The sequence below is a fragment of the Mammaliicoccus sp. O-M54 genome, assembly GCF_022386035.1.
Taxonomy (GTDB): domain Bacteria; phylum Bacillota; class Bacilli; order Staphylococcales; family Staphylococcaceae; genus Mammaliicoccus; species Mammaliicoccus sciuri_A.
The window spans coordinates 108858-127958 of sequence record NZ_JAJNJE010000002.1 but is presented as its reverse complement, the minus strand read 5'-3'; the positions used below and the strand labels follow the sequence as shown (position 1 = coordinate 127958).

Sequence of the window (19101 nt, the reverse complement as noted above, 5' to 3'; positions counted from 1 at the left end):
TGCTTTTATTTATATTATGCTGTTTTGTATGATGATTTCTTAAATTGATATACGATGAAACCTATAATAAATCCGACAACGGCTGGTAATACCCAACCCATTCCAATCGTGAAGAACGGTAAGAATTTTTCGCCAAAAGTGATAACTGCATGTGCAAAACTTGTATTTGCGATGAATTCAGGACTTGCTTTAATACCATCAACAAATGAAGCAATCATTGTAAAGTATGTCGTAAATTGATAAACAATTTTTGAATGATTAAAGAATGAACTGAATAATGTTAGCAAAATAATTGTTATTGCTAATGGATATAAAAACATTAATACTGGTGTAGAGTATTCAATGATTTTTGTTAAACCAACATTAGCAAATATACATGAAATAATACTTACAACTGTTGCAAACATTAAATAGTTTTGCTTTGGAAATAGTTCAGTAAATGTTTCTGAAAAGGCTGTGATTAAGCCTATAGCAGTCTTTAAACAAGCTACGATAATGATTAGAGATAGTAATATGATGCCGTAATCACCTAAATAATATCGTGCGATTTGAGCTAAAGCTATGCCACCATTTTCACTCGCTTTGAAATGACCTAAACTCATCGTACCCATAAATGCTAATAAACTATAAATAATACCCATTAAAATAATGCTAATCGTACCTGATTTAAATGTTTCTTTCGCAATATGATTTGGGTTTGTAATTCCTAACTTTTTAATAGTTGATACGATGATAATACCGAATGCCAGTGCAGCTAAAGCATCTAACGTATTATAACCATCAATGAAACCTTTTAATAACGCGCTATTTTCATAATCAGGACTTATATTAGCATTTGATACTTGTCCAATTGGATTAATAAACGCTAATAAAATCAATAAGCCTAAAAGGACTAAAAATACAGGATTTAAAAATTTACCGATATATTCTAGAATTTTTGAAGGTTTTTTTGAGAAAAACCAAGCAACTAAGAAGAATAAAATACTAAATATCGATAAATATAATGTGACAGATGAATCTGAAATAAACGGTGTAAATGCAATTTCAAACGATGTCGTCGCAAGTCTAGGTAACGCATAGAACGGTCCGATTACAAGATAAAGTAATATTGTGAAGATATAAGCGTATTTGCGATTCACACGTGTCGTTACCTCGAAAATTCCATTCGTTTTAGAAATACCAATTGCGATAATACCTAAGAACGGTAAACCAATCGCAGTAATTAAGAAACCAATATTGGCCGTTAAAACATTCGATCCCGCCAATTGACCTAAATGAATAGGGAAGATTAAATTACCCGCTCCAAAAAATAAGCCAAAAAGTAAGGATCCAATATATATATTTTCTTTAAAAGTCAGTTTGTTTTTCATGATGATAAATTTCTCCTATTTTTTTAATCAACTTCACTATCTTAATGCGTATTGTAAGAAGATGTCAAATGGGTATTCGGGATAAACAAAGAAAGAGCCTAGAACAACGATGAATGTTGTTCTAGGCTCTTTTATGATTTTATTGTGGCGCTAACGATCAAGACTCAAAAACAAGATCGTTAGAAATTCTAACGTTCAAGAAAGTGAAACAAGATCGTTAGCGGACTGAATCATAGGTGAAATATAGTGATTTTACACTAAATGAGATATCTAACGATCAAGACTCGAAAACAAGATCGTTAGAAATTCTAACGTTCAAGAAAGTGAAACAAGATCGTTAGCGCACTGAATCATAGGTGGAAATAGTGATTTTACTCTAAATGAGCTATCTAACGATCAAGACTCAAAAACAAGATCGTTAGAAATTCTAACGTTCAAGAAAGTGAAACTAGATCGTTAGCCCACCGAACTCCACCGAAATCCACCCAATCTCACCAAATTTCTAGCTATTTCTCATCTCATACAGTAATCCTTGTGCTGCTTCTAGGTTTGGCTTATCCATATTTTTTAGTGCTTCTGTTATAAGTTGGATTTCATTACCTTTTGCACCGATTTTAATTGCTAATGATTTATAGTGTAGATTCATATGACCTTGCTGTATGCCTTCTGATACGAGTGCACGACATGCTGAAAAGTTCTGTGCTAGTCCGACTGCTGCTACAATGTGTGCTAATTCTTGTGCTGTTTTAACGCCTAGTAAGTCTAACGTAACTTTAGATATAGGTAAGAGGTCTATGCTTCCGCCAATAATGCCAAGTGTTAATGGTAATTCTATAGCACCTATTAAGAATTGGTTATCTCTATCATATTTCCAAGTTGTTAAACTTCTATATTGTCCGTCTTTACTCGCATAAGCATGAGCACCTGCTTCTACGCTTCTTGTATCATTGCCTGAAGCTAATACAACGGAGCTAATACCATTCATAACACCTTTGTTATGCGTGACTGCTCTATATGGGTCGATGTGCGCTAATACAGATGCTCTTTCCATACGGTGTGCGACTTCTGCACCACTTACATCACCTTTATCCAAATCTGAAACGGCAATTTTACCTTCAATGCGAATCACAGATGTTGTTGAATAGTTTGAAAGGATACTCATTAATACGTTTGTATCACTTAATTGCGTTTCTAAATAATGCGCAATACCTTCAAGAATCGTATTGATAATATTAGCACCCATTGCATCTCGAGTATCGATATGAACTTTTAAAGAAAGCATGCCTTCTTCAGGAAATTCATCCGTTTCGATTTTACGGTAACCGCCACCTCTTTTAAGGATAGAAGGGTAGACTTGATCGGCTACTTGGTGAATATCTGATTCTAAATTTAATATATCCTTAGATAGTTGAGCAGTATCTGTAACATTATCAAATACGATTTGACCTAATTTAATATTGTCACTTTGAACGACTTTAAGACCACCAGATTTGTTGAAAAGTTTAGAACCGAAACTTGCTGCTGCGACTACTGAAGGCTCTTCAACCATCATAGGTACAGCGTATGCTTTATCTTCTACTATAATTTCAGGTAAGACACCTACTGGTAGGGTACCTTGACCAATGACATTTTCGATTAAATTCTCTAAAAGTTCTTTATCTATTTCTGAATTATTGAGTAATATTTGCTCAGATTCTTCTTTAATCCAACCATGATCTTTTAATTGTTGAATTTTCTCAGGTCGTGATAAATGTCTGAAGTCTTTCGTTAAAGGTTTCATTAAAGTCCTACTCCTTTTTCTATCATTAATGCTATGCCTAAGCCACCACCGATACAAGCAGTCGCGATACCTGTTTGCTTATCTTCTTGTTTTAAGGCATGTGCAAGCGTTGTAACTAATCTTGAGCCAGTTGAGCCTAGTGGATGACCTAAAGCAATCGCGCCACCATAAATGTTAAATTTCTCATCTGGAATGTTCAGATTCTTTTTAACAGGAATACTTTGTGCTGAGAATGCTTCTGTCATCTCAACTAAATCGATATCTTGAATTGTCTTTCCAGTCTTGTTTAATAGTGATTCTACAGCATAGAAAGGTGCATAACCCATGTATAATGGATCACAGCCGATTTCAGCGTGTTGTCCGACAGTTGCTAAGATTGTGTAGCCGTGTTCTTTCGCATATGATTCGCTCATTAAAATTAAAGCAGAACCACCGTCACTTAAAGCTGAAGCGTTACCCGCAGTCACTGTACCATCTTCTTTGAAAATAGTTTTTAATGTTGCAAGGTCTTCCATTGTACTTTCTGGTCTAATTAATTCATCTGAAGTCATTGTTTCACCATTAACATCTTCTAATGAAACGATTTCTTCGTTAAATTTACCAGCTTTAGTTGCTTTATCAGATTTTAAGTGTGAATTTAAAGCAAACGCATCTTGTTCTTCACGTGTTACATCATATTTAGTTGCAATTGCTTCTGCAGTTAGGCCCATCGCCATATTATGAAAGACGTCTGTTAAACCATCATGCATGAAACTTTTAACAGGTGCGTCGCCTTTTTTAAGAATAAGGTCTGGTGTGTTTGTCATACTTTCAACGCCACCAACAGCAACAACATTTGCTTCACCAAGTTGAATAAGTTGTTTCCCTAAGATGATAGATTTAAGTCCTGATCCACAAACTTCGTTTACTGTCATACCAGGTGTTTCGTATGGTAAACCAGCATTTACAGCAATTTGTCTAGCAGCATTTTGTCCCGTACCTGCTTGAACAACGTTACCGAAAATAACATTCTCGATATCTTTAGGATCTAGTTGAATTTTATTAATTGCAGATTTTAAAGCAGCAGTCCCTAATTCTACTGCAGAGTAGTTACTCAACCTTCCTCTGAATTTTCCTACAGGTGTTCTTTGAGCACTTACGATTACAACTTTATTCATATTTAATGTTCTCCTTAAAAATTTATTTATTAATAATTGTCAATATTTAATGTAGTTTGATATCATTCAATATATAAAATAACATATTGAGAGGAAATTATTATGGCAATAGGTATTGATAAATTAGATTTTTACATCCCAAGTTTTTATGTAAGTATGGAAGATTTGGCAAATGCTCGTGGAGTAGATCCAAATAAATTTAAAATTGGTATCGGACAAAATAAAATGGCCGTTAATCCAGTGAGCCAAGATATTATATCAATGGGTATTAACGCAGCTCAAGATATTTTATCTGAACAAGATAAAAAAGATATCGACATGGTGATCGTAGCGACTGAATCGGGCGTTGATCACTCTAAAGCAGCATCAATAGAGATTCATAACCAATTAAATATTCAACCATTTGCACGTTGTATTGAAATGAAAGAAGCTTGTTACTCAGCTACAGCAGCTATCCAACTTGCTAAAGATTTCTTATCAAACAACCCAAACAAGAAAGTACTTGTAATTGCATCTGATATCGCACGTTACGGATTAAATTCAGGTGGCGAACCTACACAAGGTGCAGGAGCAGTCGCTTTATTATTAAGTCATAATCCTAGAATTTTAGAATTAAATGACGATAGCGTTGCATATACTAATAACGTATATGATTTCTGGAGACCAACATCTGAAAAATATCCTGTCGTAGATGGTGCTTTATCTAAAGATGCATACATTGAATCATTCAACACAGTATGGAATGAATACGCTAAACGTACAGGTCATGAAGTAAATGATTTTGAATCATTCTGTTTCCACGTTCCATTTACTAAAATGGGCGAAAAAGCCTTCAAGACTATTTTAAACGAAAACGTAGAAGATTCAATTAAAAACAGATTAATGGATGCATATCAAGATTCTGTATTATGGAATAGAGACGTAGGAAATATTTATACAGGCTCATTGTATTTAAGTTTAATCTCTTTATTACAAAACCATACATTCCAAGCAGGACAAAAAGTATGTCTATTTAGTTATGGTTCAGGCGCAGTAGGTGAAATATTTAGTGGTTCAATCGTAGAAGGTTATGATAAAGCACTAGATAAAGAAAAACACTTAGACATGCTTGCATCAAGAGAACAATTATCTGTAGAAGAATACGAAACATTCTTTAATAGATTTGATAACCAAGAATTCGACTTCGATCGCGAACTTAGACAAGACCCATATTCAAAAGTATACTTACACAGTATCGCAGATCACATTAGAACATATAAAACAGAAGAATAATGAATGAAGCCTAGGACAAGACGTCCTAGGCTTTTGAATTTTGTATTAAACTTTTTCAATATATTGATCTTCGTGTTCGACATCTTTACCGACTGGTTCCCACTTAATATAAGTTGTAATGATAAGTCCAATTATAGGTACTAATGCTAATAGCAGCATTGTCTTATTCAATCCTAAATTAGCTAATATAATTGGGAAAATAAATGTACCAAACATACTACCAAATCTACTTACGGATTCTACAAAGCCTGTTCCTTTACCTCGTAGGATTGTAGGGTATGATAGGGCGGCAATTGCTTTCCCTTGAGTTCCTGGTCCACCTGAATGTCCAAATAAGAAGAATGCCACCATTAACGCAATTAACCATGTATAGGTATGTCCATAAAATAAACCTATAATAATCATGGCTGTACCGACAATACTAAACCCAGCGATTGTTAACTTACGTGCACCGTATTTTGTTGTGAGTAATGCACCAGTTAAACCACCAATGATACCCGCGATATTAATGAGTGCAGTACCTGATAGAGATTCGATTTTGTTCTCTCCAATAATATAAATTGCGATTAAAGGAATATACAGCCCGATTGCGTAGTACTGCATACCTTGTAATGTCGCAATGGAAGTCGCTAATATTGTTCTTTTTCGATAGCGTTTATTAAATAACGTACGTAAAGGATTTTTAACTTCTGTTTTACTAAATGATTCATTTTCACCTTTATTGGGCTCGATATTCACATTGATGTTGTAGTTCTTCTCGAGTTCTTTACTCGCTTCTGTTAAAGTTTTATTTTTCATTGACCATGATGGACTTTCGCTTAAATAAAATAATCTTAATACGAGTATAATCGTTGCGAACAATGCACCGAGAGCTACAGAATAACGCCATAACCAAGCACCAGTTCCAAGAGAATATAACAAAATAACGATAAGTGCCGAAGATACAACGGCGATATACCAAACAACTTGCCAATAGTTGACGTTACGGCCTTTATCTTTTTTATTACTGATTTCTGCTATAAATGTAAAAGCAACTGGGCTATCCATACCAATCGCAAAGCCCATTAATAATCTGAAACATAATAAAATAGCTGGTGCAGGTGATAACGCGGCACCAATCGCCCCGATGATTAAAGAGATAAGTGAGATAGATAGAATCAATTTACGACCTAATTTATCGGCGTAAAATCCACCAATCGCAGCACCAAATAATGCACCGAATGGCATTGCTGTCATAATAAATGATAAGTAAGTTGGAGAAAGTTTGAATTCTTGCGTAAGTTGATCAGTCGCTGTACCTAATATTGTTAAATCATAAGCATCTAAAAATATTGTACCTAATACGATAATCAATAATAGTGACGTACGCTTTGTCGTCTTCCGTTCGTTCACATAATCGATAATATCCTGTTTCGTATGTATTGTAATTGTTTCACTAGCCATAACCATACCCTCCTAAAAATAAGTTACACATTTTGTTGGCAATAAACAGACCATTAATGTGATAATACAGTTATGCTGATTCTACGGATGTTTGTTGTAAATATATACCCTAAGAATCAAAAAATTAACAAATTAAAAATAAAAAACGCAAGGAGAGGTAATATGTTAACAATATATGGACATAGAGGATTACCTAGTAAAGCTCCAGAAAATACAATAGCATCTTTTAAAGCGGCTTCAGAAATAGAAGGCGTAAATTGGCTAGAATTAGATGTAGGTATTACAAAAGATGAACAATTAATCATCATTCATGATGACTATTTAGACCGTACAACAAGTATGTCCGGGGAAATAACAGCATTAAACTATGAAGAATTAAAAGAAGCATCAGCAGGATCATGGTATGGTGAAAAATTTAAAGATGAACACTTACCAACATTCGATGATGTTATAGAAATAGCGAATGAATATAACATGAACTTAAACGTAGAATTAAAAGGCGTCACTGGACCGAATGGACTGGCCCTATCTAAAAGTATGGTAAAACAAGTTAAAGAAAAATTAGCAAACTTAAATCAAAATCAAGAAGTACTCATATCAAGTTTTAACGTTGTACTCGTTAAACTAGCAGAAGAAATCATGCCAGAATATAAAAGAGCCGTCATCTTCCATACAACAGGATTCAAAGAAGACTGGAGAACATTGTTAGACTATTGCAATGCGAAGATAGTGAATACAGAAGATGCCAAACTCACAAAAGCAAAAGTAAGAATGGTCAAAGAAGCGGGTTATGAATTAAACGTTTGGACCGTAAACAAACCAGCACGCGCAAACCAATTAGCAAACTGGGGCGTTGATGGCATATTCACAGACAGCGCAGATAAAATGGTGCATTTGTCTGAGTAGGAGAGACTATAAAAATATAATCTTTTAAACACTAGGTTGTTCAAATAGAATAACCTAGTGTTTTTTGTTTGTAATATGTAAAAAAGCATATTGATAATTTATTCCAAATGATAAAATAATTTCAAGAGTAGTAAATGAAAAACAATAAACGGGAGAAAAAGTATGAAAAATTTTTTTGTTTTAGTTTGCTTATTATTGATTGTTTCTGGCTGTGAGAAATTAAACAATCATCAAGAAACGATAACTGTTTATTCTCCGTATCCTAGAGAATTAATACGTTCTTTATTAAATGACTTTGAGCAAACTGAAAATGTTAAAGTTGAACTAAAGCAGGGTTCTACACAAGTATTATTAAGGGAAATACATCAATCAGATGAAGATGAACTAGGGGATATTGTGGTTGGTGGTGTTTTGTCAGAAATGATTGAACATCCAGATGATTTTGAAGTATACGAATCGAAAAATCAGAAGTATATGAAATATGCTAAACAAAAAGTTCCGTATGTATCAGATTTCATATTAATGCCAACTACGATTGTTGTGAACGAAGACTTAATAGGAAATATTAAAGTTAGAGGTTATAAAGACTTACATGCAGATGAATTGAAAGGTAAAGTGGTCTATTCTAATCCTCTAGAAACAACGACGGGATATCAGCATATGAAAGCTATTGAAAGTATCAACCATGATGTTGATGACGTAAAAGATTTTATGTCTTCTGCAAATAAAGTCGATAAATCTTCTAAAGTTATTCAAGAAGTAGCAAAAGGTAAATATTATGCTGGTTTAAGTTATGAATCGGATGCTAAAGCTTATATTAATAAAGGTTATCCTTTGAAAATGATTTATCCAAGTGAAGGTACAATGTTGAATCATGACGGCATCGCACTTGTAAAAAAAGAAAATATTAATCCGAAAAGTAAAAAACTGATTAATTATTTACAAAGTAAAAAGGTTCAACAAAAAATTGCAGATGAGTATAAAATTCAGTCCGGTAGAAAAGATGTTTTTAATCAAAATAAGCAAGTTGCAGCAAAGTTCAGGGAAATACCTGTTATTAAAGATGAAGATATTAGTCATCTAACTAGAAAGCAATTTTTGGAGTTGATTCAATGATACCAACTAAACCTTATCAACGTATGATTAGAAAATCTTTATTTATCACTACTATACTACCGGCATTTTTAATTATATTAATAGGGTTTGCAACATTTTTAGGCGTATACAGAATACTTGAAATGAATAGTTTGAAGCATAATATAGTTGAAAGTAAAGATATTGTCACGTCATTAAATCAAAAAGTTACAAAAGCCATTAAGAATGATAAACACAAATTTGAATCTTTAAATCCTAAGAATGATCAAGATAAAACAGAAATACGTCGTCTCATTAATGACTCGATTCACATAAAAGATGCTTCTATGATTTATATATTAGAAAATCATGATATAAAAATGACGAATAATTATGAAGATAAAAATTTATCGAATTTACTTCGCATAAAGAGTCAAAATATACAGTTTAACAATGGTTATTATAAACTTTCAATATACATAGAAGAACAACCTTATTTGAATCAATTGCATTATAAAAATAATCAACATTTATTATTAGTAGATAGTTATGATAATGTCTTGTATTCAAATTATGAAAAGATCCCGTCAAACTATAAAGTCACATTATCTAAATTTGGCTATGTTTATAAAAGTGAATATATACCTGAGTTAAATGCACACATTGTTTTATTAAAAGATATACATGAAATATTGAATGACGGTTTTAAATTATTATCAATTATGTTGTTAACATTCGTCATTTTAACTATATTTGGTTACATTTCTTCTAGTAAAATTTCTCAAGTTCAAACGCGAGATATAGAATCAATTATTAAGCGAATTAAATACGCAAAAGAAAGAAAACTAGGTACATATGAACCTTTATCACGTACAAGTGAACTAGAAGAAATTAATAAGTATGTTTATGATTTGTTTGAATCCAATGAAGCATTAATTCATTCAATTGAAGATACAGAAAAATCATTGAGAGAAATTCAACTTAAAGAAATAGAAAGACAATTTCACCCGCATTTTTTATTCAATACAATGCAAACGATACAATATCTTGTAAGTACTTCTCCGAACAAGGCGGAAGAAATTTTGCAACAATTATCAGAAATGCTGAGATATTCATTAAGAGTTAAGTCTGATAATGTACTTGTTAAAGATGAACTCCTATATATAAAGAAATATATCTCTATTCAAAATGTAAGATTTGACGACAAAATAAAATTATTAATCGATGTACCTTCTGATATTAAAGAAATGAAAATCGATAAAATGTGTATATTTCCATTTATAGAAAATGCGATCAAACATAATGAACGTGAACATGATTTAACAATTAATATTCGAATAAGAGAAAACGCGCATCATCTTCTTATTATTGTTAAAGATGATGGGGATGGCATGTCAAAAGAACAACTAAGATTAACGCGAGAAAATTTAAATCTTTCTGTTTATGAAACAACACATTTAGGATTAAACCATTTAAATCATAAATTAATATTGAAGTATGGTTTAAGATCAAAAATAAAAATTTATTCAATTGAAAATAAAGGCACAATGATTGCTCTAAGAATTCCTAAAGGTAGGTGAGTATTATGCATACAGTTATTATTTGTGATGATGAAAGAATTATAAGAGAAGGTTTGAAGTCTTCTATACAATGGTCTGATTATAATTTCAATGAAGTATTGTTAGCAAAAGACGGAGAAGAGGCACTGGAATTAATACATCTCAATCATCCACTACTCGTAATTATTGATATTAGAATGCCTAAGATGAATGGTATACAATTACTAGAGAACATTAAAGACATTTCTTGTGAGAAAATTATTTTATCTAGTTATGACGATTACGAATATATGAAAGCAGGCATTCAGCATAAAGTAACAGATTATTTACTTAAACCTATTAATCAACAAGAATTAAAACAAATACTCAATAAGATTTATGAAAAGTATGATGATCAAGAAGAAAAAGTAGATATAGAAGTGTTCAAACCTTTAAAAGAGGTTGATTATGATGACTATTATGTAAATAAAATCATTCAATATATCCGTAAACATTATCATGATAAACAATCAGTGAAAGAAATGCTTAGTCAATTTGACGCAAGTGAAAGCTATCTTATGAGGATTTTTAAACAAGAAGTAGGTATTACAATATTAGATTACTTAAATAGATATAGAGTATTTAAATCCCTTCATCTACTAGAACACCATTATAAACATTATGAAGTAGCTGACATGGTAGGATTTTCAGAATATAAAGTGTTTAGTTATCAATTCAAAAAATATTTAGAAGTATCACCAAGTGATTATATGAAAAAATAAAAAGGAATGGGTTAAAATCCATTCCTTTTTTATATTAAATATTTAATGAGCGTATTTTCTTTTCTTCATAATATGCAACGATACATAATAAAATGATACCAATGAATAAAGCGAAGTAGAAGACGATAAAGACATCTGTCCAACCGCTAAGTGTGTATCCAAATACATTTAATCCTTTTGATTTAGGGTCTGCAATTGCAGCAAGTCCTACTTTGGCCATTGAATCACCGAATAAATAAGCGAATGATCCTGTCATACCGTTAGCAACGCTGATTGCTCGTTTTGGTACAAATCCTGTTAATGAAACACCAATCAATAGTTGAGGTCCAAAGATTAATGCACCTAATGCAAATAAAGCGATATTAACCATAGCAACACTTGTAGCATTTGTATAAAGTATAACTACAAATGTAATGATAAACATACAACCAACTGCTACGACAGCACGACGTCCTTTTAGTAAATCGGAAACATATCCCCATAATAAACTCGCAACAAGTGCACCTATCTCAAAATAGAATATGGTATTGATAGCATCAGATTGACCGAATCCTAAATGCTCAGATACGTATAAAGGTGCCCAGTTATCTATACCTATACGTACTATATAAACAAATACGTTTGAAATACATAAAATCCAAATAACAGGATTTTTTAATATGTAAGTTTTGAAAATTTCCCATTTTGACATATGAACTGAATCAATATTTTCTTGCTCAATTGGTTCTTCCCATATTTCTTCAGCACGATTCCAACCTAATTCTTCAGGATCGTCTTTACCAATGAATAAACCTGCAATACCTATAATTAAAGCAATGACTGAAGGGAAGATGAACATACCAACAACACTACCATTAAAGAATGTATGTGCACCCCATAAAGCAAGTCCACCGGCTATTGCACCACCGATATTATGTGAAGTATTCCAAAATCCAAGGTAACGTCCTCTTTTCGAACGTGGTGCCCATCTTGAGATTGTCGAATAACTAGCTGGACCACCAACTGATTGGAACACACCGTTTAATCCCCATAAAACAATGAATAGTCCTAAAATAGAACCAAAGTAACTAAGTGTAAAGCCCATTATTAAAACAGCAAGTGCTGCTAAAACAAGTAAGAATGAAATAACTTTCTTAGTGTTCTTACCATCTATAAAATAGCCGAGTAATGATTTACCAAGCCCATATGTAATACTAAACGCTAACCCGATATATCCTAATTCTAAAGTAGTCAGACCGACTTCTTCTTTTAGTAATGGCTGAGCAGCTTTAAAGTTATTTCTAATTAAATACATTGCCATATATGTAAAGAATACTACAAAGAAAGCTTTCATAAAGTGTCGAAGCCATAACTTTCTTTGAGTTGAAAGTGGAATTCCTTTGTTAGGAATTTTGTTAATTTCAAAAAATTGCATGTAATCACCCCGTGTAGTTTTGTATATAAAAATCTTAGCAATTTGTGTAAGCGCTTTATATACGAATAAATGTCATTTTATCCAAAAAAGTGAAGTGATTTTCCAAAACAAAAACAGAGGTAAGTCTTCCGTATTAGTGACGGTAGTCTTACCTCTGCTTTTTATATCCTACATCATAGCTACTTTTAATAAATCTAGCACGCCGCTTGATGAGCCTGGGAATGCAAAGATGAGTTGATTGAGTTCTTTGGCTGTTAGTTTTTGGTTAACGATAAATGTGAGTAGGTTGATTAAGTTTGCTGCGTCGTCTGCGTATATTTCTGCGCCTACGAGTTGTTTGTCTGCGTTTAATATAATTGTCATTTCTGCTTCTGTTTCATTTTTATATTCAAATACCATTTGTTTACCGAACGGTATGTCTTTTATTGTATATGCTTCGTTATCTTCTGCTTCTTTAACAGTAACACCGATTTGTGAAAGTCTTGGTAATGAGTATAGTACTGATGGTATTGCTGGATATTGAATAGGGTTTGGATTGATGCCCAATATGTGAGACGCGATGTAGTTAGATTCAAATGTTGCTGTTGGTGTTAATTTAGGAATTGTTTTATCTAATACATCTCCACTTGCATATATGTTGTGTATGTTTGTTCTTAAATGATCATCAACTTGAATGCCTTTTTCACTATATTCAATGCCTAATTCATCTAATCCTATATTTTGTACATTTGGTTTACGTCCTGTTGCGTCTAGTACATATTCAGTGTTGATGCTAAGTCCTGATTCTGTTGTAACGTTGTAACTGTTACCAGATTGTTGGACTGATTGAACATTTTCATTGAAATGGAATTGTACGCCTTCTGATTCAAGTTTATGAATTAATTTTGCGATGTGCTTTTCATTAAATCCATCTAATGGTTTGTCTGTATGGTGGATAACGTGAACTTCAGCACCTGATTTAATTGCGATTGAAGCGAATTCGATGCTAATGATACCGGCACCAATAAATGTGATGCTATTTGGCATTTTATCTAAAGATAAGAAGTCACGACTATCATGTGTTAATGCACTACCTTCTATATCAAGTTTATTACTATGTTGACCTGTTGCAATGACGATGTTCTCAGCTTGAATAGGTGTACCTTCAACATCAATTGTATGAGCATCTATTAATTTACCGGCACCCATGATCACTTCAATACCTTGTTGTTCAAACATAGATTTAAGCGTATTAGAAAGAGGATTAATGACAGCTTTCTTATATTGCATCAAGTTCTCCCAGTTTACATGTAATTGGTCAGATTCAATAATTTGAGGATAGTGACTAGCTTCTTCTAGCACTTCATAAGGTCCTTCAAGTAAGATCTTGGCATTACAGCCATAATTCGTACATGTACCAGCTATCGTGTCTTTTTCTATAATAGCTACAGATTTGCCTGCATGTTTTAACGTTAACGCAGCATGCCATGCAGCATGGCCACTACCTATAAATACAACATCAAATTTTTTCATAGTTTATCATCCTTTATATATTATTTATTTAATTGCTTTCTTAAAGTTGTTTCTAATTGATCCATAATGTCTTTCGTTTGTTTGTATAATTCTAAATCCATTTCTTCTGATACACATTTAGAGATGGCATCATAAATAGGTTGTTTTTGTTCTTTTCCTTTTTGAGTTAATGAAACAATTAATTGTCTTTTGTCTTGGTCTGATTTTTGTCGAGTAACCCATCCTGATTGTTCTAATCTTTTAAGAAGTGGGGTAAGCGTGTTGCTTGAAAGGTCCAATTTCTGACCAATCGAATGTAATGTTTGAGGATTTTCTTCCCATAATGAAAGTAAGACTAAATATTGTGAGTAAGTTAAACCAAATGACTTAAGTTCTTTTTCATAAAATTGAGCAAATAATCGACTTACATTATATGCTGAGAAACATACTTGATTGGCTAGCTTCATATTGTGATCCATAAAATACTCCTTTCTATCGTGTGCGATTGATTATATATTAAACTATCGCGCGCGATTAATCAAAGAAGGTGCTCACAAATTGAAAAAAGATACTAATGTTGATAACTTATAAATAACAAAAGTAAAGATTGTCCTTTTACAGAAATTGTAATAATATAAATTTAAAGATGAACATGTAGTCGTGGAGGGATAGTTGTGAGTGAAAATCATGACAAAGATATTAACGAGGAAATAGAGAAAGAATTGCTAGAATATCTAGAGAATAAAGACGAAATAGAAGCAGCAAAGCCTAAAAAGAAAAAATATATGAGCATGGTATTTATATGTAGTTTAATCCTCGCATTACTATATATATCAAGAATTCTTATGAATATATTTTAAAGATATAACAAACAGAGCAGCATCCAATTACGGATGCTGCTCTGTTTGTTTATTTATCAATACGATACGTTTTCTTGCCGTTATCATATAAATCGTCATACACTTTTCCTGATATTTTGGCATTGTAACTTGCCATACCTTTATCTTGTACATCTTTCACATTAATAGCCATCATCATATTTGGATTATCTTTATCATATGAAATGAACCAGCCTATTTGTTGTCCTGTTTCACCTTGTTTCATCTTGAGTTCAGCTGTACCTGATTTACCAACTAAGTTAGCATATGATCTATAAATATCTTCTCTATGTGTTTTGTTGACGACTTGTTGCATACCGTCTGTTAACAATTTAATATTTTCCTGGGAAATGATGTCCTTTTTCCAGACTTTATTTTTCGTATCTTTCAGTACATGTGGTGCATTCACATTACCTTTATTCTCTAATGCGCTATATATTGAAAGAATTTGAACAGGATTAATCAATATTTCACCTTGGCCATAACCTGAATCAGCTAACAATATTTCATTATCTAAGTTCTTATTTGAAATTTGTGCATTGTAGAATGGATAATCACTCGGGATATCTTCACCAACACCTAGACGTTTCATACCTTCTTCGAATTTTTTACTTCCTAATTCAAGTGCAACTCTCGCAAAGAAGATATTATCCGATGATTCAATAGCTTGTTTTAAGTCGATATCACCATTAACAACTTCATATCTTGTGACGTTGTAATCACCCCAAGATTTATCTTTTTGCCAGCCTTTTCCGTTAATTTTATAACTTGTTTTGTCGTCTAACGTCTTATTATTTAAGCCAATCATAGCTGTTAATATTTTTTGAGTAGAACCTGGTGAGGTCGTGATTTGGAACTTATTAAGAAGTGGCTCTTTATCATCTTCTGTTAATTTCTTATAATCTTCATTGCTCATACCGTTCATAAATGGATAAACATCATAAGATGGCGTGCTGACAAGTGCTAACAATTCGCCTGTTTGTGGATGAATAGCAGTCCCTGAACCGTAGTCATCTTTCATGTTGTTATAAATACTTTTTTGAACTCTGGCATCAATGGTTAATTTAATATCTTTGCCATCTTTTTTCTTTTTCTTAATCAATGTATCTATCACTTTATTATTATCATCAATAATTGTGACACGATACCCGTCTTTATTTTGAAGTTCTTTATCGTAAAGTTTTTCGATCCCTTTTTTTCCGACGATGGCATCTTTTTTATAACCTTTAAATGTTTTTTGCTTCAATTCTTCTGAATTAATAGGACCAACATAACCAAGCAAGTGCGTCGTTGCTTCTTCAAGCGGATATTGTCGACTTTCTGTTTCTTGTGTTGTGAGATGATACTTCTCAACAAAATTCTTTGTATCTTGATTCATATTTTGAACAGTCTTAAGAGGGACGAATGTATCATCTTTAACCCAGTCCTGTTCTGTTTGTTGTTTAATGTACGATTCTGAAAGGTCTAATTTTTCAGCGATTGCTTTATAATCATTTGTCGAAACATTATTAGGAACAATGCCAACTTCATGTGCTGTTCCTGTAGTGGCTAACTCTACATTGTTTCGGTCTAAAATCTTACCTCGTTCTGATTTCAATGGTTCAATATTGATGGATTGATTTTTCTTCATGCCTGGAATAATGACACTTTGATTCCAATCCAATTTCCAATCTTTATCTTCTTTAATAAAGTTTAATTTAACGTCGCGATTAATTTTGCCGTAATTCGTTTGAAGTTCATATTTTGCTGTGACTTGTTTTTTGTTTTTTGAAACCTTTTTGATATCACGATCTTTAATGTTGATATCTTTGACACCGAGACTGTCATAAATCTTAATAGGACGGTCTGTCATTTCTACTTCACCATTATCGTTTTTAGATTGGTAAGTACTATTTTTGAAGACTTGCTTAACGTTTTTATCTTCAATGGCATCAATTGTTTCGTTTATTTTCTTATCTTTAGATGCATAAAAGAATACGCCTGAACCAACAGCGATGATTACTATCACGATGGCTATGATTAATTTTTTCATAAGAATCCTCCCAGAATTAGGACTAAGAATGAGTGTTTCATTTATTCTATTGAAAGAATATAGTTATATCAATAATACCTTTTCAAATTAGAACATTAAACTAAAATCATTTGTATTTTACAACTATATATTTAAAAAAGCAGAGGAAACAATCAAAAGATTGAATATTTCCTCTGCCTTTTTAATGCAATAAAACTGAAATTAACCGAAAGTTTGAATGCAAGTCTTGATTAAATCAATAATGCTTGTAATAACACCAGCGATATCCATTTGCAAAACCTCTTTCCTTTTAAGATACATTAAGTATAAATAAACTTAACCCATTTATGTTAAAAATTCCCTATAAAGCAAAAAATCATACATAACTGTTAATCAGTTAAAAAACAACGTACAAATATGCACAAAAACCCGTCACTTAGGGAATGTGAAGAGATTTAAACAGTTTGGAAACATAACTATTCAAAAGAAAAAGTAATGTTAAAGTGGCTGAAATTGTATATTTACTCCTTTTTTTAACACAAAAGTCAGAAAATTCCGAAATGTTTATTTACTTTGATGTTTCTAATTGGTAATATGCTTAAATAATAAGAATTTTTATTTAAGGAAAGGGGAATTTTTGTGGGAAAAGTACAAGATGTTATGAATAGGGATAAACAATATTTTGCTAAAGCTGGGCGTATTCCTTATTATCCATTAGTCATTGAAGAAGCACATGGCTCTACTTTGATTGATGTAGAAGGAAAGAAATATATTGATTTATTATCGAGTGCTAGTTCACAAAATGTAGGACATACGCCTAAAAAAGTAGTTGAAGCTATTCAAAGACAGGCTTCTAAAATGGTTCATTACACACCAGCGTATATGCACCATGAACCACTTACAAAGTTATCTGAAAAGCTATGTAAATTATCTCCAGGTAATTTTGAGAAACAAGTTCTGTTTGGTTTAACTGGTTCTGATGCTTGTGATGGAATGATTAAATTTGCAAGAGGCTATACGGGACGTCCATATATTATTAGTTTTGAAAATGCATATCATGGATCTACATATGGTTCGATTACAGCTTCAACTATTTCTTTGAATATGAGACGTAAAATTGGTCCATTATTACCAGGGTTCTATCATATTCCTTATCCGGATAATTACCGTGGTATGTACAAAGAAAATGAACCGAAGACTGTTGAAGGATATCTTGCACCGTTGAAAGAAATGTTTGAAAAATATGTGCCTCCAGAAGAAGTAGCTTGTATTATGATTGAAACATTTCAAGGGGATGGCGGTTTGTTAGAGCCGGTGCCAGGATATTTTGAAGCATTGTCTGATTTGTGTAAAGAACATGGTATTTTAATTGCTTTAGATGATATTCAACAAGGGTTCGGTCGTACTGGGAAGTTTAGTTCAATTGAACATTTTAATATTGAAGCGGATCTTATTGCATATGGCAAATCAATTGCAGGTGGTATGCCGATGTCAGCCATTGTAGGTCGAAAAGAGATTATGGAAGCACTAGATGCGCCAGCTCACTTATTTACAACTGGCGCTAATCCAGTTTGTTGTGAGGCGGCACTTGCCACGATTGAAATTTTAGAAGAAGAGCAATTAATTCAAGAAACTGAAAGAAAAGGTGAAATTGCCAAGAAGCGCATGAAAGAATGGGCAACAAGATTTGATTGTGTAGGAGATGTACGTGGCAAAGGGTTATCAATTGGAATTGATATTGTTTCTGATAAATCATCCAAGACAAAGGATTCTGAAGCCGCATTAAAAATTTGTAATAGATGCTTTGACCGTGGTGTAGTCATTATCGCTATAGCAGGTAGTGTGCTCAGATTCCAACCACCATTAGTGATTACGGATGAAGAATTAAATACAGCATTAAATATATTAGAAGAAACAATTGAAGAATTAGAACGAGGACAACTTAACAATTACAAGGTCGAAGGCCAAGGATGGTAAGGAGTGAT

At 32.6% G+C, this 19101-nt stretch carries 15 protein-coding genes; 7 read left to right on the top strand and 8 right to left on the bottom strand.

The window, feature by feature from the left end; translation table 11 throughout:
• Positions 1-14: 14 nt before the first annotated feature.
• The 3 genes from brnQ to LQ673_RS04635 all read right to left on the bottom strand — a co-directional run bounded on the left by brnQ (position 15) and on the right by LQ673_RS04635 (position 4307).
• Positions 15-1373, bottom strand: a complete 1359-nt coding sequence (brnQ, locus tag LQ673_RS04645) for a branched-chain amino acid transport system II carrier protein (RefSeq protein ID WP_196308364.1) — start codon at positions 1371-1373, stop codon at positions 15-17.
• A 499-nt stretch (positions 1374-1872) separates the two neighbouring features.
• On the bottom strand, positions 1873-3150 hold the full coding sequence (locus tag LQ673_RS04640) for a hydroxymethylglutaryl-CoA reductase, degradative (RefSeq protein WP_196307700.1): 1278 nt from the start codon (positions 3148-3150) through the stop codon (positions 1873-1875).
• Positions 3150-4307 carry a thiolase family protein gene (locus LQ673_RS04635; RefSeq protein WP_196307699.1) on the bottom strand — a complete coding sequence of 386 codons (1158 nt, stop codon included), beginning with the start codon at positions 4305-4307 and terminating at the stop codon, positions 3150-3152. Before LQ673_RS04635 ends, LQ673_RS04640 begins: the two co-directional genes overlap by 1 nt.
• A gap of 102 nt (positions 4308-4409) precedes the next feature.
• On the opposite strand from LQ673_RS04635, the gene LQ673_RS04630 reads away from it, so the two are divergent.
• Positions 4410-5579, top strand: coding sequence for a hydroxymethylglutaryl-CoA synthase (locus tag LQ673_RS04630; protein ID WP_196307698.1), 1170 nt, complete (start codon positions 4410-4412; stop codon positions 5577-5579).
• A gap of 45 nt (positions 5580-5624) precedes the next feature.
• Here LQ673_RS04630 and LQ673_RS04625 read toward each other — a convergent pair whose 3' ends face one another.
• Positions 5625-7022: an MFS transporter gene (locus LQ673_RS04625; protein ID WP_196307697.1), complete on the bottom strand. Its 1398-nt coding sequence runs from the start codon at positions 7020-7022 to the stop codon at positions 5625-5627.
• Positions 7023-7184: 162 nt separating this feature from the next.
• Here LQ673_RS04625 and LQ673_RS04620 point away from each other — a divergent pair, with 162 nt between their 5' ends.
• From LQ673_RS04620 to LQ673_RS04605, 4 genes are all read left to right on the top strand, one after another.
• Positions 7185-7928, top strand: coding sequence for a glycerophosphoryl diester phosphodiesterase (locus tag LQ673_RS04620; protein WP_126476579.1), 744 nt, complete (start codon positions 7185-7187; stop codon positions 7926-7928).
• A gap of 162 nt (positions 7929-8090) precedes the next feature.
• Positions 8091-9044 carry an extracellular solute-binding protein gene (locus tag LQ673_RS04615; protein ID WP_196307696.1) on the top strand — a complete coding sequence of 318 codons (954 nt, stop codon included), beginning with the start codon at positions 8091-8093 and terminating at the stop codon, positions 9042-9044.
• Positions 9041-10582, top strand: a complete 1542-nt coding sequence (locus tag LQ673_RS04610; RefSeq protein ID WP_196307695.1) for a sensor histidine kinase — start codon at positions 9041-9043, stop codon at positions 10580-10582. The genes LQ673_RS04615 and LQ673_RS04610 overlap by 4 nt, the downstream gene beginning before the upstream one ends.
• A 5-nt stretch (positions 10583-10587) precedes the next feature.
• The gene (locus tag LQ673_RS04605) at positions 10588-11322 is read left to right on the top strand and encodes a response regulator transcription factor (protein ID WP_037589169.1); all 735 of its coding nucleotides are present in this window, start codon (positions 10588-10590) and stop codon (positions 11320-11322) included.
• 34 nt (positions 11323-11356) lie between these two features.
• On the opposite strand, the gene uhpT is transcribed toward LQ673_RS04605, so the two are convergent.
• The 3 genes from uhpT to LQ673_RS04590 form a co-directional block, all read right to left on the bottom strand.
• Positions 11357-12736, bottom strand: a complete 1380-nt coding sequence (gene uhpT / locus LQ673_RS04600; RefSeq protein WP_037589170.1) for a hexose-6-phosphate:phosphate antiporter — start codon at positions 12734-12736, stop codon at positions 11357-11359.
• A gap of 168 nt (positions 12737-12904) precedes the next feature.
• Complete coding sequence (locus LQ673_RS04595; protein ID WP_196307694.1) at positions 12905-14248, bottom strand: dihydrolipoyl dehydrogenase family protein; 1344 nt, start codon at positions 14246-14248, stop codon at positions 12905-12907.
• Between the two features lie 20 nt (positions 14249-14268).
• A complete protein-coding gene (locus tag LQ673_RS04590) occupies positions 14269-14706 on the bottom strand; it encodes a MarR family transcriptional regulator (RefSeq protein ID WP_037589172.1) in 438 nt (145 codons plus the stop codon).
• A gap of 195 nt (positions 14707-14901) precedes the next feature.
• Between LQ673_RS04590 and LQ673_RS04585 the strand changes: the two genes are divergently transcribed.
• Positions 14902-15087, top strand: a complete 186-nt coding sequence (locus LQ673_RS04585) for a hypothetical protein (RefSeq protein WP_037589173.1) — start codon at positions 14902-14904, stop codon at positions 15085-15087.
• Between the two features lie 49 nt (positions 15088-15136).
• Here the strand turns inward: LQ673_RS04585 and mecA1 are convergent, their stop codons facing one another.
• Positions 15137-17137, bottom strand: coding sequence for a PBP2a family beta-lactam-resistant peptidoglycan transpeptidase MecA1 (mecA1, locus tag LQ673_RS04580; protein ID WP_196307693.1), 2001 nt, complete (start codon positions 17135-17137; stop codon positions 15137-15139).
• 618 nt (positions 17138-17755) lie between these two features.
• On the opposite strand from mecA1, the gene LQ673_RS04575 reads away from it, so the two are divergent.
• On the top strand, positions 17756-19093 hold the full coding sequence (locus LQ673_RS04575) for an aspartate aminotransferase family protein (protein ID WP_037589175.1): 1338 nt from the start codon (positions 17756-17758) through the stop codon (positions 19091-19093).
• Positions 19094-19101: the final 8 nt, after the last annotated feature.